Below are 18036 nucleotides of genomic sequence, written 5' to 3'. Positions count from 1 at the left end.
TAAAACTATTAATATCAGAATTTTGTCATTTTAAACATTATAATTTCAATTATTTTACACCTCTTTTTTACAATAAATTACATTGCATAGTTAAAAAAACAGCTATGCGGTTTATAAAACCTCATAGCTGTTTATCATAAATTTTATTATTTTCTTCTATTTCTTAAAAAAGTAGGTATATTTATCTCTTCTGGATCAAAAACCTGGCTTTCCACTACTTCTTCTTTCTCTCTTGTCATTGTAGTTGCTGCTACTTCTTCTTTAACTTCTTGTTTTTGAATTCTTCTTATTTCTTCTTCAAAACCTGTAGCAATAACAGTGATTCTTATTTCATCTTTTAATGTCTCATCAATCACAGCACCAAATATTATGTTAGCATCTGGGTCAGCAGCCTCTTGAACTATTTCTGCCGCTTCATTAATTTCTAAAAGACCTAAATCAGCTCCTCCAGTAACATTTAATAATACTCCAGTAGCTCCTACAATTGATGTCTCTAATAATGGTGATGATATAGCTTGCTTTGCTGCATCTTGAGCTCTATTATCGCCAGTACCAGTTCCAACACCCATATGTGCTAAACCTTTGTCCAACATAACTGCTCTAACATCTGCAAAGTCAAGATTAACAAGTCCAGGTATAGTTATTAAATCAGATATACCTTGTACACCTTGTCTTAATACATCATCTGCAAATTTAAAAGATTCAAGTAAAGTAGTTTTTTTATCAACCATCGACAATAATCTTTCATTAGGAATTGTAACTAATGTATCTACTTTTTCTTTAAGATTCTCTATACCCATTTCTGCGTGTTTCATTCTTCTTCTTCCTTCAAAAGGAAATGGCTTAGTAACTACTCCAACAGTCAATATGCCTAAAGATTTAGCTATTTCAGCTACTACAGGGGCAGCTCCAGTTCCAGTTCCCCCACCCATACCAGCAGTTATAAACACCATATCAGCGCCTTTAATAGCCTCTTCGATTTCTTCTCTACTTTCTTCAGCAGCTTTTTTCCCAATCTCTGGGTTAGCTCCTGCTCCTAAACCTTTAGTTAATTTTTCTCCTACTTGTATTTTCTGATTAGCATGTGAAAGCATAAGTGCTTGCTTATCAGTATTTATAGCAATAAATTCAACATTTCTTAATCCTTCAACAATCATTCTATTAACGGCGTTACTACCTCCGCCACCACAGCCAACAACCTTTATATTGGCAAAGTCATGCATATCTACTTCAAAGTCTAACAAAGTAATTCCTCCTTTAGAAAATTTCCTTTAGTAAAATTTTATTTTAGTTAATTCGTTATTAATAGTTCATTTGTTTACTACTTTCCTTAGTTAAAATATTCTCAATTGTAAAAATCCTATACATTAATTTTAAATCATCATATACATCCTTTACAAGTAGTAAGGATGAATTTGTTGAAGAAATTTGTAAATAAGTCTCATTTGGAGATAAAATTAACAATTTTCCTACAAATATTATAAACATTTCTTAGTATTTTCAAAATAAATTAAGATATCACCAAAAATAACTATATTATTTATTTTATCATACTATTTTCGTTTTTTTAACTGAAATATTATGATTTTAAGGATTTATTAAATTATTTTATAAAAATTATCAATAATTTCCCTATGAATATTCTGGTTATATTCCCTCTCATTATATTATCGTAAATAAAATGATTTGTTTTATAACCAAATTAAAATATTTATTCTCATTTCAGAAAGAAATTAGAACTATTAAGTATATTCAACAAAACTTTAAATTTTCCTCTATGTAAATTATACCAAAAAGAAAAAACATACAGTTTCCTGTATGTTAATTGACCTTTTCTAACTCAGTTATATCTATATTTCTAGTGTGAGCTGTATGAGACCATTCTTTTTTATTTTTATCTATCATACCTTGAATAGATATTGGTACCCATGTTAAAGAATATATAGGATTTAAAATATAATATAGTAGTATTTTAAAGCTTAACTTTCTTTCTAAAACCAATATTATAGGATTATATAAAAATTGTAGTATTATTAGTCCAGTCGCTCCAACCTTTGTAATATTAGCATTAAAATTATTAAGAGTACTTAGAACTCCCGATATAAGCTCTGGGGCATTAACAACTTGATTATACATATTTAGAACCAAAGCTATTCCAAGCAAAACTATAATTATCGGTTGTATACTATAAAGTGCACAATCTAAAACCACAACATTAAGCTCTTTTATTCCCTTTTTCAATAACTTAAAGAAATATCTACTAGATACATCTGCAAATCCTTGCATCCATCTTTTTCTTTGAGCCCAAGACTGCCCTAATGTTAAAGGTTTTTCATCATAGATGATAGCATCATGTGCCCATCCAACCTTATATCCATTCAGTACAAGCTTACAAGTAAACTCTAAGTCTTCAGTTAAACAAGTAGCTCCCCATCCTAATTCTCTAAGTATATCTGTTTTTATACAAAAACCTGTACCTCCTAATTGGCTTGATAATCCGATATTTGCTCTGGCCAATTGGAATATTCTATTAGATAACCAAAAAGATATTGAGTAGTTAGCTGTAATCCATGTATCATTAGGATTTTTAGAATCTAAATATCCTTGAACAACTTTATATCCATCTAAAAATTTGTTGTTAATTTCACTTAAAAAGTTCTTGCTTACCAAATTGTCGGCATCAAAAACTGCAACTGAATCATATTGCTTCTTCATGGAAAACAATTTATTAAACATCCACTCTAAAGCATATCCTTTTCCCCTTTTCTCTGCATCCATTCTTTCAAAAACTTGTGCACCACATTGCCTAGCAATTCTAGCTGTATTATCAGTGCAATTGTCTGCTATAACGAAAATATCATATAATTCTTTAGGGTAATCTAACCTATTTAAACTATCTATTATACCGCTAATAACTTTCTCTTCATTATGAGCCGCAACAACTAATGCAAAACTTGTTGTGGGTTTCTTTTTCTTCTTTGATTTAACCTTAATAAGTCCAAAAAATGAAAGAAATAAAAAGTACATTGATATTACAAATACTACGTTTGAATAAATAACTGAGATATAGTCTAGTATACCTTTTATATATTGCATCAAAAGTTCCCCCCTAATTCATACCCATTTTAGCATAAAACAACTTATAATACTACTTATTGTTCGCCTTAATATGTTAATTTATTGCTAATTATTTAATTTTTTTGGGTCTATATCAAATATATTTAAAAACTAATTTGTAAGATGAATCTGATATCTTACAAATTAGTTTTATCTAAAGCAACATAATTCTTTTAATAGTCTCTCTATCAACGGCATAACTTAAAGCTGTCTCTTGAGTAATAATTCCTTTTCTATATAACTCAGCTAAAGCCATATCCATAGTCTTCATTCCATATTTGTTTCCAGTTTGTATTGATGATTCAATTTGATGGGTTTTTCCTTCTCTTATTATATTTTGAATTCCTGGGGTAGTAATCATAACCTCTAATGCTGCTACTCTACTTTGTTTATCAGCTGTTGGTACCAATTGCTGCGAAACAATTCCTTGTAACACTGCTGACAATTGAATTCTTATTTGTTGTTGCTGGTGCGGAGGGAAAACATCAACTATTCTATCTATAGTCTTTGCAGCTCCAATAGTATGTAATGTTGAAAAAACTAAATGCCCTGTTTCAGCAGCTGTTATTGCTATAGCTATAGTTTCAAGATCTCTCATCTCTCCAACTAGAATAACATCAGGGTCCTCTCTTAATATAGCTCTTAAAGCATTTTGATAGCTATTTGAATCTTTTCCTATTTCTCTCTGATTAATTATACACTTATCATGTTTATGTAAAAATTCTATAGGATCTTCTAAAGTTATTACATGAGCTTCTCTATTATGATTTATCTCATTAAGCATGGCAGCCAAAGTTGTAGATTTACCACTTCCAGTTGGCCCAGTAACTAGAACTAATCCTCTCTTTTTCTCTGTTAACTCTTTTAATACAGGTGGATGACTAAGCTCCTGTAATGTGGGTATCTTTAATGCAATGACTCTAAGTGCTAATGCGTCTGAATTTCTTTGTTTAAATACATTCACTCTAAATCTACCTAAGCCAGCAATTGAATAAGATGTATCGTACTCACCCACTTGACTATATTCTGTGAATTTTTCTTCTAGTATTTCTTTTGCAAATTTTTCGGTGTCTACAGGAGTTAGATTAGAACTTCCTATTTTAATCAATCCACCATTAACTCTAATTACAGGTGGAATTCCTACTGTAAGATGCAAATCTGATGCCCCTAACTCTAATGTTTTACTTAACAGTTCAACTAAAACGTACATTAATTTCCTCCAATCTAAGGTGTAATAAAAAATATCAATAATAACTAATTATACCATTAATAAACTAAATTCCATACTAAAATTTAAATTCCTTTTTTTCATAAAAAATTATAGTTAATGACCAGAGTTAACCTCTGGTCATTAACTATATCTTATTAAAGTTCATCTCTTTATTTAGCTTTTTTAAAGCTTTCTTTTCTATTCTTGATACATAAGATCTAGATATACCTAAAATTACAGCTATTTCTCTTTGAGTTTTAACCTTTCCATCTATTAATCCATATCTCATCTCTAATATTTCTCTTTCCCTTGTACTTAAAAACTTACTCATTTTATTATAGAGACTTCTCACTTGTAGATTATTTTCAACTATTTCAACTACAGAATCACTTTCACTGCTCAATACATCCATTAAACATATCTCGTTACCTTCTTTATCTATTCCTATAGGATCTTGTAAATATACTTCACTTTTATTTTTTTTATTATTTCTAAAAAGCATAAGTATTTCATTTTCGATACATCTAGCTGCATAAGTAGCTAATCTAGTACCTTTTGAAGAGTCAAAAGACTCTATGGCTTTAATTAAGCCTACAGTTCCTATAGAGATTAAATCATCTACATCCTTGTTCTGCATTGAATACTTTTTTACTATATGTGCTACTAATCTTAAGTTTCTTTCAATAAGTATACTTTTTGCTGATACATCTCCTTCATGGAATTTTTTTAAATACAATTCCTCATCAGCTTCTGAAAGTGGCTTTGGAAATGTATTATTATTGTTATTTATATACCCAGTCAATAAAGGTAAGTTACATATTATATCTATAAGGTTACTAATCATAAACACAGATGTGCCTCCTAATAATGCTTATTAATATAATATGAAATAATAATCCAATGTTGCATGTATCATTAAATTTATTTTAAAAGTTCTAAAACAATATCTTTAAAAACAGGGGCTGCTGTGTTTCCACCTACTAAATCTTCTCCTTGTTTGTTTTTTCCATTAATGTCTGGAACAAAAACTATCATAGTGTAATTTTTATTTCCTTTTTTGAAATATCCTCCAAACCATCCATGGGTAGTTCCATTGCTTCCAGTAGCAGAACCAGTTTTTCCTCCGATTTCAACATTTTTTATATATGCTGTTGTACCAGTTCCTTTACTAACAACATCTCTCATATTACTTTTTATTAAGTTTGCTGTTTCCTTTGATATAACTGTAGTCTTTTTATAATTAAAGGTATCTAAAACATTATCTTTATTATCCACAAACCCTTCTATTACACTTGGCTCAACATATACACCATTATTTACAATAGTATTTATGGCACCTGCCATCTGTATTGGCGTTACTGTCATAGATTGACCTATTGCTATATTTCTTAAACTAGCCTCTTCTAAAGGTTTTTGTCCAGTAACCTCTTTTGTTAAACCAAGTACCTTAGAATACAGTCCCTGCTTCTCAGCCATCTCCATTAACTTGTCATAACCAACCTTTTGAGCTACATGGTAAAAAGTATCATTACAAGATATCTCAAGGGCTTTTCTAACGGTTAGAGTACCATGAGAATAAGGTTTTCCATCTTTTTGACATATTTGTCCTGTACAGGTAAAGGTTGAATCCAAAGTTACTGCTTTATTCTCTAAAGCTGCCTCTTCTACTATTAATTTAAATGTTGAAGCAGGTTCAAACCCTAAGCCCTCAGCTCCAATTAAGATGTTTGGCATAGAGTCATCTTTTTGAGCTAATACCTTAATTTTTCCTGTCTCACTATCCATAAGTATAACCCCTATATTACTTAAATTAGAAAACTGCTCTTTATTTAATATATCTTTTATTTTTTCATTCATATCAAGGTCTATGGTTAATTTAATATTTTTATTTTCTGGATTTACTCCTAATACTCCAGCCTTGTAAGTTCCATCTTTTTCAATCTCAAATTTTCCTTGAGGAGGATTGTTAGATTTTATCTCATTAAGAAGTTTTGCCTCCAGAGAATCTCCCTCATAATTATTTTTTTCATTTATATTGCTTAAAATATCTCCAATTCCCCAGGCGTAGTTTCTTTCTATTTCATCATATACATATGTATATATTCCTTTAACACCCTGAATCTTATTAACTTTTTCATAAGCCTCTTGATTAACAACAAAATAACTTTTTCCACCTTTTTTCAGAACCTCATCATAGGCAAAGTTATCTACCTGTGACTTCATAATGAAGTTAAAGGCTAAAAGCCCCTCAATGTTTTCTTCAAAATTATTTAAAGAAAAAGGTTTAGAATCTATTACAACAACATATTTTTTCTTGTAGCTTCTTAAGTCCTTGCCATTAGTATCTAAAAGCATATAATTTGTTTCTGACAAATTTTCTACTTGAGTATTAGCTACAGCTCCCTTGGTACTTTGAGGACTGTATTTTGTAACAACATCATATGTTCTGTATGATAAAACTAATAAAATTAGCGAAAATACAATAATCATGGCTCTTAGTCTTTTTGAATATTTTTTTCTTAACAAAAAAAACACCTCCCCAGCTAAATTTTTGACTCTAGAGAGATGTTTTATTCAATTAATTTTGTAAAATTTGAGTTATTTTAGAAACCATGATATCTATTGCAACCTTATTCTGTCCACCTTCTGGTATTATAATGTCAGCATACCTTTTAGTAGGCTCTGTAAATTGAAGATGCATTGGTTTAACTACTGATAGGTATTGATCAATAACAGACTCAACAGTTCTTCCTCTTTCTTTAATATCTCTAACCATTCTTCTGATTATTCTAACATCAGCATCAGTATCAACATAAATCTTTATATCTAATAGATCTCTTATTCTTTCATCTTCAAGAACTAATATTCCTTCTATTATTATGATTTCTTTTGAATCAACCTTTATAGTTTCACTTTTTCTATTATGATTTGAAAAATCGTATATAGGCTTATCTATGCTTTTACATTCTAGTAATTGCTTAAGATGTTCAACTAATAAATCATTATCAAAAGCTTTTGGATGATCATAATTAGTTTTAACTCTTTCTTCCATACTTAAATGTGACTGATCTTTGTAATAAGAATCTTGTTCAATCATACCTATACGATTTTCAGAAAAGTTATTATATATTTCTTTTGCTATAGTGCTTTTGCCTGAGCCAGTTCCCCCAGTAATTCCAATAAGAATAGGTTTATTCATAATATCCCCCTCTAGTTATCTTTTCCTTTAATAAGCATATCTTTAACTTTTAAAGGAGCATCTACTTTAATTGAGAATATCATTTGAGCCCTTGGTGCAACTTCAATCTTTTCACCTTTTCCATCATGCATATCGGATAATACTATCTCATAGTTTTCTCCAACAGGGCCTAATACCTCTACCTTATCTCCTTCAAATACTCTGTTTCTTTGCTCTATCGTAGCTATTTTATTTACTTCATCATATTCTTTAACCACACCAACTATATCGTAATCTCTTACATAGGATGATGTGTCATATACTTGTTTATTAGGTTCATTAAAATAAAATCCTGTATGATAACTTCTATGTGATACCTTTAATAAATTATCTACCCAAGACTGCTTAAGTTCATATCCTTCTGGATTTGCTAAATATGCATCTATTGCCTGTCTATAGGACTTAACTATAGCAGCTACATAGTACGAGCTTTTCATTCTTCCTTCTATTTTAAATGAATATATTCCACTTTCCATCAGTTCTGGAATATGTTCAATCATACATAGATCTTTAGAATTCATTATGTAACTTCCTTTATCATCTTCAATTATAGGGAAGTATTCTCCTGGTCTTTTCTCTTCAACTAAATAATACTTATATCTGCAAGGCTGCGCACAAGCACCTCTATTAGAATCTCTTCCTGTCATGTAATTAGACATTACACATCTTCCAGAATAGCTCATACACATAGAACCATGAATAAATGCTTCTATCTCACATTCTTCAGGAAGGTTTTCTCTTACATCATTAATTTCTTTCATAGTAAGCTCTCTTGCAAGAACTATTCTTTTAACCCCTTGATCATACCAAAATTTAGCTGTTCTCCAGTTAGTATTATTAGCTTGAGTACTTAAGTGTATCTCTAGCTCAGGAACAACTTCTCTAGCAGTAGCTATTATACCAGGGTCTGCTACTATTATAGCATCTACTTCAAGAGAATATATTTCTTTTAGATAATCCTCTAAACCATATAAATCTCCATTATGAGGAATTACGTTTAAAGTCATATAGACTTTTTTTCCTCTTTTATGAGCATATTCTACCCCTTCTTTTATTTGTTCATTTGTAAAATTATCAGCAAAAGCTCTTAAATTAAGCTTATTCCCACCTAAATAAACTGCATCAGCACCGTAATCTATGGCTGTTTTCAACTTCTCTAAACTACCTGCTGGTGCTAGTAGTTCTGGTATCCTCATAACCCTACCTCCTTTTAGTTATAGCTATCCCATCACCCATTGGTATAACAGAGGTGATTAAGCTTTCATCTTTTGATACTAAGTCTAAATATGTTTTCATTCTTTTTACTATAGTTATTTTTCTTCTTTGAAGTAAATCTCTAGAAGCAACCATTCCTCTAAAAAGTACATTATCTGCAATAATAATTCCATCTTGTTTAAGAAGTCTTAAACAGTGAGGTAAAAAATGATTATAATGTCCTTTTCCAGCATCCATAAAAATCATATCATATTCTTCATCTAAGCTTTCTAAAATTTCTAAACAGTCACCTTTTAGAACTTTTATATTATCCTCTAAAGAAAATCTTTTAATATTCTCTTCTGCCATAAATATCATCTCTTCGCTTCTTTCTATGGTAGTTATATGAGCAAGCTTTCCACTTGCTTCATACATCATTATTGCAGAATATCCTATAGCTGTACCTAACTCTAAAATTTTTAAAGGCTTTTGAAAACTTACCATGAACTCTAAAAACTTTGCAGTTTCTTTTTGAACTATTGGAACTTTATTTTCTTTTGCATAATCTTCGAGTTCCTTTAAGATTCCAATATTTTCAGGAATAAGTCCTCTTATATAGCTTTCCATATAATCATAAGTAATTCCGCTCATTTTCCCTCCAACCTTTAAAGGTAAATTTACTCTTAATATAATTAAAAGCCCTAAGGCTATTAATTATTTTTTATTTCTTGATGTTGTTCTTTTTCTTTCTCCGCTATTTAAAACTCTTTTTCTCATTCTTATGTTTTCAGGAGTAACCTCAACTAATTCATCACTATTAATAAATTCTAAAGATTGTTCAAGAGACATAGCTCTAGGAGTTGTTAATTTTAAAGCATCATCTGAACCTGAAGATCTAGTATTTGTTAATTGCTTTCTCTTACATACATTAACATCTAAATCATCAGCTCTTGAAGATTCTCCAACTATCATTCCTTCATATACATCAACTCCAGCACCTATAAATAAGGTACCTCTTTCTTGAGCATTGTATAATCCATAAGTTATAGCTTCACCTGATTCAAAAGCAACTATTGATCCTCTGCTTCTTCCTGGAATTTCACCCTTAAATGGCTCATATCCGTGGAATACGTGGTTCATTATACCATTACCTTTAGTATCAGTTAAGAATTCATTTCTAAATCCTATAAGTCCTCTAGCTGGGATATTAAATTCTAATCTTGTATAACCATTTTGAGCAGATGTCATATTAACCATTTCTGCTTTTCTTGGTCCTAATTTTTCCATAACAGGTCCCATAAATTCTTCTGGAACATCTATAGTTAAATATTCTATTGGCTCAAGCTTCTTACCATTTTCAACTTTAAATATAACATTAGCTTTAGAAACTTGTAGCTCATATCCTTCTCTTCTCATAGTTTCGATTAATATTGATAAGTGAAGTTCTCCTCTACCAGATACTTCGAAACAGTCTGGAGTAATTTCTACAACTTTTAAACTTACGTTTGTTTCAAGTTCTTTAAATAATCTGTCTCTTAAATGTCTTGAAGTTATAAAGTCTCCTTCTTTACCTGCAAATGGTGAGTCATTAACCATAAAGTTCATGCTTAAAGTAGGCTCGTCTATATCAACAAATGGTAGTGCTTCTGGATTAGCAGAATCTGCTATAGTTTCACCTATATTAGCATCACCAATACCTGAAACAGCGATTATGTCTCCAATTGAAGCAGTATCAGCATCTACTCTTTTAAGTCCTTCATAGGTATAGATATTAGAAGCTTTAAAATTAGTTGTACTTCCATCTTTTCTAACTATTGATAAGTTTTGGTTTTTCTTTATAGTTCCACGAACTATTTTACCAATAGCTATTTTACCTACATACTCACTAGTATCTAATGTAGTTATAAGCATTTGAAGTGGTTCTTCTGGATATCCTTTAGGAGCATCTACTCTTTCAACTATAGTATTAAATAAAGGTTCCATGTTACTTGATTCTTCATCTATCTCAAGTTTTGCTATACCTTCTCTTGCTGATGCATAAACTATAGGGAAATCTAATTGCTCATCTTCAGCACCAAGTTCTAAGAATAAGTCAAAAACTTCGTCTATAACTTCTTCTGGTCTAGCATTAGGTTTATCAATTTTGTTTATTACAACTATAGGTTTTAATCCAAGTTCAAGTGCTTTTCTTAAAACGAATTTAGTTTGTGGCATTGGACCTTCATAAGAATCTACTACAAGCAGAACAGAGTCTACCATTTTAAGAACACGTTCAACTTCTCCACCAAAGTCAGCATGGCCTGGTGTATCTATAATGTTGATCTTTATACCATTATGTATAACAGCAGTATTTTTAGAAAGAATTGTTATTCCTCTTTCTTTTTCTAGGTCATTAGAGTCCATTACTCTTTCTTCTACTCTTTCGTTAGTTCTGAATATATTACTTTGTTTTAATAGTGCGTCTACCAATGTTGTCTTACCATGGTCAACATGGGCAATAATTGCTATATTTCTTATATCTTCTCTTACAGTTAAGTTCATTATTTATTCCTCCAAACAATTTGCAAAATAAAATTGGATACTTACGTATCCAATTTCATGTCTATACTACATTCTAATCTTATAGTGAGAAAAAGTCAAACTTTATTCTTGAGAAGGTGCAATAATATTTACACCTATTGCCTCATTTAAAGTTTTTAAAATACCATCCCACATAACAGCGAAGCTAGCTTCAGATGAAATGTAATTTGAAACTTCTGGATTTAAAGTCATAATAGTTCCAAAGTTTCTCATTTCTTCTTGAGTCTCTGCTGAAACAGTTCCAGTTTGCACTTGCTCACTATATGCTTTAAATTGAATCTTTCTAAAATCTTCAACCATCTTTTTAGCTTCTGGGTTACCATTTATTTTTTCTGTAGCCTCTCTATAGGCCACAACTTGAGAATCTTCTTTTAAGGCTTTAGCTAATTCATTTACCTTATCATTAATGTTTGCCATAAATTTCTCCTAAATCTATATTTCCATTATTATAGGAAGAATCATAGGTCTTCTCTTAGTTTTTTCATATAAGAAATTTCTTAATTCATCCTTAATATTTGTTTTCATTGTAGCCCAATCAGTTATCTTTTTCTCTTCACAGTTTCTTAGTACCTTTTTAACTATCTCTCTAGCATCATCCATAAGTCTTTCAGATTCTCTAACATATACAAATCCTCTAGAAATTATATCAGGACCAGCTATAACAGTACTAGATTCTTTTTCAATAGTAACTACAACAGTAAGTATTCCATCTTGTGATAGATGTTTTCTGTCTCTTAAAACAATATTTCCAACATCTCCAACACCAAGTCCATCAACAAAAATTTGTCCTGAAGTTACTGTTCCATTTTTTCTTATAGAATCTCTTGTAACCTCTATAACTTCCCCATTTTCAGGAATATGGATATTCTTCTCAGGAAGTCCTAACTTCATAGCTAGTTCTCCATGTTGTTTTAAGTGTCTAAACTCTCCATGCACAGGTATGAAGTTTCTTGGTTTAACTAAAGTATGCATAAGTTTAAGTTCTTCTTGGAAAGCATGACCTGATACGTGAACATCAGCTAACGCTTCATAAATAACATCTGCACCTTTTTTAAATAAAAGATTTATAACTCTAGAAACCAACTTTTCATTACCTGGAATTGGTGAAGCTGATATTATAACAGTATCCCCTTCAATAACATTAAGTTTCTTATGATCAGAACTCGCCATTCTAGCAAGAGCTGACATAGGCTCACCTTGGCTGCCTGTAGTTATTACAACAACCTTATCATTAGGATACTTATTAATATCGTCAACGCTTATTAATACATCCTTATTAAATTCTATATATCCAAGCTCTACAGCAACTTGAACAACATTCTCCATACTTCTACCTGAAACAGCTACTTTTCTGCCATATATTTGAGCCGCAGTTATAATTTGCTGTATTCTGTGAACATTGGATGCAAATGTTGCAACTATTATTCTGCCTTTAGCTTTTCCAAAAAAATTAATAAAGTTCTCACCAACCACTCTTTCAGACAAGGTATAACCTGGTCTTTCAACATTAGTAGAGTCAGCAAGCATTACAAGTACTCCTTTTCTTCCAAGCTCAGCAAGTCTTGAAAAATCAGTTGGTTCATTATCAATAGGAGTATAGTCTATCTTAAAATCACCAGTGTGAAGTACTGCTCCAATAGGGGTGTGAATTGCTATTGCACATGCATCTGCAATGGAGTGATTTATCTTTATAAACTCCACAGACACAGCATTAAGTTTCACAACCTCTCTTGGTTTTACTCTTATAAGTTCAACTGAACTTAATAAACCGTGCTCTTTTAATTTTGTTTCAACTAACCCTAAGGTAAGTTTAGTTCCATACACAGGAACATTTAATTGCTTTAAGACATAAGGTAATGCTCCTATATGATCTTCATGACCATGAGTTAAGAATATTCCTCTAACCTTATCAGCGTTCTTCTGTAGGTATGATACATCTGGAATTACAACGTCTATTCCAAACATATCTTCATCTGGAAACTTCATTCCGCAATCTATTACTACGATATCATCTTTAAATTCAATAGCAGTAATGTTTTTCCCGATCTCACTAATTCCCCCAAGAGGAATTATTTTAACCTTTGCTTTTTCTCTTTTCATATTTCCCCTCCTTCTTATAGGTGTCTACAAAGGATGTCATCTCAATCGAGAGGATACCTTTATTTATTTGTCTCTACATTTATCACAAACTCCAAAAAACTTAACTGAGTGATCCGTTATCGCAAAGTTATAAGAATTTTGAATCTTTTGTTCAATTTCATCTAATAAATCGTCTTCCACTTCTATAACCCCACCACAAACGTTACATACTAAGTGGTGATGTCTATGATTTTCGCCCTCATGAGCTAATTCGAATCTAGCACAACCATCATCTAAATCCAATTTATATATTATACCTAAATCTTCAAGTAAAAGTATGGTTCTATAAACCGTAGCTAGCCCGATCTCTGGACAATCTCTCTTTACCTCATCATAAATTTCCTCAGCAGTTAAATGCTTACCCTCATTTTTGATTATAGAGTTTACAATCGCTCTTCTTTGAGGTGTCAGCTTATACCCTTTTTTCTTAAAATCTTCCTTTAAAGAATTTACTTCTTCCTCATTTAAATATGGCATAAAATTACCCTCTCTTCTATAAATTACTCACTAAATAACGTTTCATAAGCTTCTGCAACCATCTCAAATTCATTTTCGTCTTCTATGCTTACAAGAACCTCGTTTCCATCTTCATCTTTAACAATTTTTAACGCAACAGCTTCTTCTTCATCCCCATCTGAAGGAATAACTATTACATATTCATTTTCTTCAATATCAAGTTTTGTCACAACATCAAATTCTTTTTCTTCTCCGTCCTCATCTAATAAGGTAATTTTATCAACTTCGTTTTCCATAAAAACACTCCTTTAAATATTTTAAAATTATATATTAAGCCTTAACCCTATCTAGATTTTCTATCTAAATAGCCCTGTAAGATAAAGGTTGCAGCTATTTTATCCACTATTTTTTTTCTTTTTTCTCTTGATAAGTCGGCTTCTAACATAGCTCTATGAGCAGCAACAGTTGTAAGTCTTTCATCCCAATACACAATTTCAGGATTAAAAGCAGCCTTTAACTTTTCGCAAAATTTATATGTTCTCTCTCCTGCTTCTCCTATAGTTCCATTCATATTTTTTGGTAGTCCTATCACTATAGTTTGTACAGAATACTCATCATATATCCTTTTTATTTCTTCAATATCGCTATTAAAATTCTTCCTTTTTACAGTAGTAATCCCTTGTGCAGTAAACCCTAAAGGATCGCTTACAGCAACTCCTATAGTTTTAGTTCCTAAATCTAAACCTAAAATACGCATTATATATACTCCTCAATTAACAATAAAGAGCACCCGAAGGCACTCTTTACTCTATTCCTAGATAGGATTTTATTACTTCTTCTAGAATCTCATCTCTTTCTAGTTTTCTCACTAGAGCTCTAGCTCCATTGTAGTTAGTAATATATGTTGGATCTCCGGAAATCAAGTAGCCTACTAATTGATTCACAGGATTATATCCTTTCTCAATAAGTGAATCATAAACTTCTGTCAGCATTGCCTTTGTTAAATCTTTTTTATCTCTATTTCTATCAAACATCATAGTATTTTGTATATTGTCGTTCATAATTCGCTGCTAAAAGGCAGCTTCACCATCCCTTCGCACAATATTACATTAACATATTAATAAATATACCCATTATCTAAGTTTATTATAACTTAATATATTAAAAATGTACACTATTTTACCAAATTTTCAATCACTTCATATGATTTGGCAATAGCTTCATTAACTTTTAGCGGATCTTTACCACCAGCCTGCGCCATATCTGGTCTTCCACCACCGCCACCACCAGCTACAGTAGCAACTTCTTTAATGATTTTACCACAATGTACGCCTTTTGGTAATGCATTTTTAGTAGCCATAGATACAAAGTTAACCTTATCTCCTAAAACGCTACCTAAAACAACTACTCCAAGATCTAATTTATTTCTTACCTTATCAGCAAGATCTCTTAAAGAATTCGCATCAACATCTGAAACTACATAAGCAACAACTTCTACATCGTTAATTAATTTTTTAGCTCCTAATATTTCATCTTCAATTCCAGAAACTAATTTACTCTTTAGCTCTTGAATCTCTTTATCCTTTTCCTTAAGCTCTTGAGTTGTTGTATTAATTTTTTTTATAACTTCTTTTTCGCTGCATTTTAATATTCCACAAGCTTCTTTTAATAGATTTTGTTTTTCTTCCATATATCTTAAAGCATTAAATCCAGTTAAAGCTTCTATTCTTCTTACTCCAGCTGCAACCCCAGCTTCAGAAACTATCTTAAATAATCCAATCTCTCCTGAATTTCTAACATGGGTTCCTCCACATAGTTCTTTTGAGAATTCCCCAACAGAAACCACTCTAACTTTATCACCATATTTATCATCAAATAAAGCCATAGCTCCAGAAGATTTTGCTTCATCCATAGTCATAACATCAGTATCAACATCAAATACTTCCATTATTTTTTCATTAACTAAATCCTCAACCTTGTCAAGCTCTTCTCTAGTTAATCCTTGGAAGTGTGTAAAGTCAAATCTTAATCTTTCAGCATCAACATAAGATCCAGATTGAGATACATGTTCTCCTAGTATCTCTCTTAAAGCTTCATGAAGCATATGAGTTGCAGTATGGTTTTTACCTATGCTGCTTCTTCTTACTCTATCTACCTTAAGTGTTACTTCTTCATTAACTGAAACTTCACCTTGAACTACAGTAACGTAGTGGATTGTCTTTCCAGAAACATTTTTCTTAGTGTCATAAACTTCTGCATTAAAATTATCATTATAAATAACACCAGTGTCTCCTACTTGACCTCCCATTTCTGCATAAAACGGAGTATTAGAAGTAACTATATAACCCTTATCTCCTTCAGATAGCTTTTCTTTTAAATCACTACTATCAGCTAATGCAACCACTTCTGATTTAAGTTCAAGTTTTGAATATCCTAAGAATTCAGTTTCTATATAAGCATCTAATTTATTGATAGGTTTATCATCAGTACCCATGTAAGTACTTTCCCCTCTTGCTTCTCTAGCAGATGTTCTTTGATGCTCCATAGACTTATTAAAACCTTCTAAATCTAAAGATAAACCTTTTTCCTCTAATATTTCCATAGTAAGTTCTAGTGGGAATCCAAAAGTATCATATAATTTGAAAGCTTTTTCTCCAACTAATACAGTTTCAGAAGCCTTCTCCATTTCTTCTATATAAGACTTTAATATATCCATACCAGAATCTATAGTTTCATTAAATCTTTGCTCTTCTAATAAAATGATTTTCTTTATATAATCTTTCTTTTCAACTAAATTAGAATAAGCTTTTCCATAGTTCTCAATAACAACATCAACTATATCTATAAGGAATATATCCTTAGCTCCTAACAATCTTCCATGTCTTGCAGCTCTTCTTAATAATCTTCTTAAAACATAACCTCTTCCTTCATTTGAAGGTAAAACTCCATCAGAAATTAAGATAGCAACACTCTTAAGATGGTCAGTAATTATTCTTAAAGATATATCTTTGTTAGGGTCCTCACCGTATTTTGAATTTGTAACCTCACATACCTTGTTAAGTATGCTTCTTACTGTATCTATTTCAAAAATATTATTTACCCCTTGCATTATTGTAGCTATTCTTTCAAGACCCATTCCAGTATCTATATTAGGTTTTGCAAGTTTGTTGTAAACTCCTTGTTCATCCTTATCAAATTGAGTAAACACAAGGTTCCAAAACTCAACTATTCTATCATCATCAGCAGCCTTTAGGAATTCTTCAACAGACTCAACCTTACCTTCTCCTCTGTCAAAGTGAATTTCTGTACAAGGTCCACAAGGTCCAACTCCAATTTCCCAGAAGTTATCATCCTTACCTAATCTAAAAATTCTACTTGGATCTACATCTGTTTTTGAAGTCCAAATATCAAAAGCTTCATCATCTTCTAAATATATAGTTACATAAAGCTTATCTTTAGGAATTTGTAAAGTTTCAGTTATAAATTCCCAAGCCCAAGGAATGATCTCTTCCTTAAAGTAATCACCAAAAGAAAAGTTTCCAAGCATCTCAAAAAAAGTACCATGTCTTGAAGTTTTCCCTACGTTTTCAATATCACCAGTTCTTATACACTTTTGACAAGTTGTTACTCTGTTTTTAGGTGGCTCTTGAAGTCCTGTAAAATAAGGCTTTAATGGCGCCATACCCGCATTAATTAATAATAAACTTTTATCATTTTTAGGTACAAGAGAAAAACTCTCAAGCCTTAAATGTTCTTTACCTTCAAAAAAACTTAAATATGCTTCTCTAAGCTCATTTGCTCCCATGAATTTCATATATTTTACCTCCAACAATAAAAAAAATTAAAATAAAAAGCCCTTCATCCCTAAACAAGGGACGAAAGACATAACTTCCGCGGTACCACCCTAATTATGCTATAATAATAGCATCACTCAAGAAAATCAGCTCCAAGACAGCTTCAATTTAATATGTACGAAGTTTTCACCAGCCACTTCATCTCTAGATACATTAATTAAATCTACTCATTCTCTTCACAGCCAAACACAAATATATATTTGAATTATAGGATACGCAAATAATTTTGTCAATATTTATCACCTTTA

16 protein-coding genes and 1 other annotated feature are annotated in these 18036 nt (G+C 31.2%); all 16 genes read right to left on the bottom strand.

All coding sequences use genetic code 11. The features are described from left to right. Window positions 1-146 precede the first annotated feature (146 nt). Entirely contained in the window at window positions 147-1244 is a 1098-nt protein-coding gene (ftsZ, locus tag BUA92_RS00765; RefSeq protein WP_073015860.1) for a cell division protein FtsZ, read from the bottom strand. 577 nt (window positions 1245-1821) lie between these two features. Beyond that, entirely contained in the window at window positions 1822-3096 is a 1275-nt protein-coding gene (locus BUA92_RS00760; RefSeq protein WP_073015859.1) for a glycosyltransferase family 2 protein, read from the bottom strand. A 175-nt stretch (window positions 3097-3271) separates the two neighbouring features. Beyond that, window positions 3272-4327 carry a type IV pilus twitching motility protein PilT gene (locus tag BUA92_RS00755; RefSeq protein WP_073015858.1) on the bottom strand — a complete coding sequence of 352 codons (1056 nt, stop codon included), beginning with the start codon at window positions 4325-4327 and terminating at the stop codon, window positions 3272-3274. Between the two features lie 145 nt (window positions 4328-4472). After that, entirely contained in the window at window positions 4473-5171 is a 699-nt protein-coding gene (gene sigK, locus BUA92_RS00750; protein WP_275299588.1) for an RNA polymerase sporulation sigma factor SigK, read from the bottom strand. Window positions 5172-5248: 77 nt separating this feature from the next. After that, window positions 5249-6853: a penicillin-binding transpeptidase domain-containing protein gene (locus tag BUA92_RS00745; protein ID WP_242950029.1), complete on the bottom strand. Its 1605-nt coding sequence runs from the start codon at window positions 6851-6853 to the stop codon at window positions 5249-5251. A 52-nt stretch (window positions 6854-6905) separates the two neighbouring features. Then, window positions 6906-7526, bottom strand: a complete 621-nt coding sequence (gene udk / locus BUA92_RS00740) for a uridine kinase (protein WP_073015857.1) — start codon at window positions 7524-7526, stop codon at window positions 6906-6908. 11 nt (window positions 7527-7537) lie between these two features. After that, the gene (locus tag BUA92_RS00735; RefSeq protein WP_073015856.1) at window positions 7538-8761 is read right to left on the bottom strand and encodes a peptidase U32 family protein; all 1224 of its coding nucleotides are present in this window, start codon (window positions 8759-8761) and stop codon (window positions 7538-7540) included. A 4-nt stretch (window positions 8762-8765) separates the two neighbouring features. After that, window positions 8766-9410, bottom strand: coding sequence for an O-methyltransferase (locus BUA92_RS00730; protein ID WP_073015855.1), 645 nt, complete (start codon window positions 9408-9410; stop codon window positions 8766-8768). A 63-nt stretch (window positions 9411-9473) separates the two neighbouring features. After that, window positions 9474-11300, bottom strand: coding sequence for a translational GTPase TypA (gene typA, locus BUA92_RS00725; RefSeq protein ID WP_073015854.1), 1827 nt, complete (start codon window positions 11298-11300; stop codon window positions 9474-9476). Between the two features lie 102 nt (window positions 11301-11402). Then, window positions 11403-11756: a YlbF family regulator gene (locus tag BUA92_RS00720; protein ID WP_073015853.1), complete on the bottom strand. Its 354-nt coding sequence runs from the start codon at window positions 11754-11756 to the stop codon at window positions 11403-11405. A 15-nt stretch (window positions 11757-11771) separates the two neighbouring features. Continuing rightward, window positions 11772-13439, bottom strand: coding sequence for a ribonuclease J (locus BUA92_RS00715; protein WP_073015852.1), 1668 nt, complete (start codon window positions 13437-13439; stop codon window positions 11772-11774). Between the two features lie 63 nt (window positions 13440-13502). After that, window positions 13503-13955: a Fur family transcriptional regulator gene (locus tag BUA92_RS00710; RefSeq protein ID WP_021802208.1), complete on the bottom strand. Its 453-nt coding sequence runs from the start codon at window positions 13953-13955 to the stop codon at window positions 13503-13505. Window positions 13956-13978: 23 nt separating this feature from the next. Beyond that, window positions 13979-14230 carry a DUF1292 domain-containing protein gene (locus BUA92_RS00705; RefSeq protein WP_073015851.1) on the bottom strand — a complete coding sequence of 84 codons (252 nt, stop codon included), beginning with the start codon at window positions 14228-14230 and terminating at the stop codon, window positions 13979-13981. A 47-nt stretch (window positions 14231-14277) separates the two neighbouring features. Beyond that, the gene (gene ruvX, locus BUA92_RS00700; RefSeq protein WP_021802210.1) at window positions 14278-14691 is read right to left on the bottom strand and encodes a Holliday junction resolvase RuvX; all 414 of its coding nucleotides are present in this window, start codon (window positions 14689-14691) and stop codon (window positions 14278-14280) included. A gap of 46 nt (window positions 14692-14737) precedes the next feature. Beyond that, window positions 14738-14995: an IreB family regulatory phosphoprotein gene (locus BUA92_RS00695; RefSeq protein WP_021802211.1), complete on the bottom strand. Its 258-nt coding sequence runs from the start codon at window positions 14993-14995 to the stop codon at window positions 14738-14740. A 113-nt stretch (window positions 14996-15108) separates the two neighbouring features. Further along, window positions 15109-17748 carry an alanine--tRNA ligase gene (gene alaS / locus BUA92_RS00690; protein WP_073015850.1) on the bottom strand — a complete coding sequence of 880 codons (2640 nt, stop codon included), beginning with the start codon at window positions 17746-17748 and terminating at the stop codon, window positions 15109-15111. Window positions 17749-17802: 54 nt separating this feature from the next. Further along, window positions 17803-17977, bottom strand: a binding site (T-box leader). Window positions 17978-18036: the final 59 nt, after the last annotated feature.

This window comes from Clostridium intestinale DSM 6191, from assembly GCF_900130055.1.
Taxonomy (GTDB): domain Bacteria; phylum Bacillota; class Clostridia; order Clostridiales; family Clostridiaceae; genus Clostridium_T; species Clostridium_T intestinale.
The sequence above is the reverse complement of the archived record's forward strand: the minus strand, read 5'-3'. Positions and strand labels throughout refer to the sequence as shown.

Coding starts and splice junctions, on each gene's coding strand:
- BUA92_RS00760 (WP_073015859.1), bottom strand. CDS start 3,096: ATGCAATATATAAAAGGTATACTAGACTATATCTCAGTTATTTATTCA.
- BUA92_RS00755 (WP_073015858.1), bottom strand. CDS start 4,327: ATGTACGTTTTAGTTGAACTGTTAAGTAAAACATTAGAGTTAGGGGCA.
- sigK (WP_275299588.1), bottom strand. CDS start 5,171: ATGATTAGTAACCTTATAGATATAATATGTAACTTACCTTTATTGACT.
- udk (WP_073015857.1), bottom strand. CDS start 7,526: ATGAATAAACCTATTCTTATTGGAATTACTGGGGGAACTGGCTCAGGC.
- BUA92_RS00735 (WP_073015856.1), bottom strand. CDS start 8,761: ATGAGGATACCAGAACTACTAGCACCAGCAGGTAGTTTAGAGAAGTTG.
- BUA92_RS00730 (WP_073015855.1), bottom strand. CDS start 9,410: ATGAGCGGAATTACTTATGATTATATGGAAAGCTATATAAGAGGACTT.
- typA (WP_073015854.1), bottom strand. CDS start 11,300: ATGAACTTAACTGTAAGAGAAGATATAAGAAATATAGCAATTATTGCC.
- BUA92_RS00720 (WP_073015853.1), bottom strand. CDS start 11,756: ATGGCAAACATTAATGATAAGGTAAATGAATTAGCTAAAGCCTTAAAA.
- BUA92_RS00715 (WP_073015852.1), bottom strand. CDS start 13,439: ATGAAAAGAGAAAAAGCAAAGGTTAAAATAATTCCTCTTGGGGGAATT.
- BUA92_RS00710 (WP_021802208.1), bottom strand. CDS start 13,955: ATGCCATATTTAAATGAGGAAGAAGTAAATTCTTTAAAGGAAGATTTT.
- BUA92_RS00705 (WP_073015851.1), bottom strand. CDS start 14,230: ATGGAAAACGAAGTTGATAAAATTACCTTATTAGATGAGGACGGAGAA.
- ruvX (WP_021802210.1), bottom strand. CDS start 14,691: ATGCGTATTTTAGGTTTAGATTTAGGAACTAAAACTATAGGAGTTGCT.
- BUA92_RS00695 (WP_021802211.1), bottom strand. CDS start 14,995: ATGAACGACAATATACAAAATACTATGATGTTTGATAGAAATAGAGAT.
- alaS (WP_073015850.1), bottom strand. CDS start 17,748: ATGAAATTCATGGGAGCAAATGAGCTTAGAGAAGCATATTTAAGTTTT.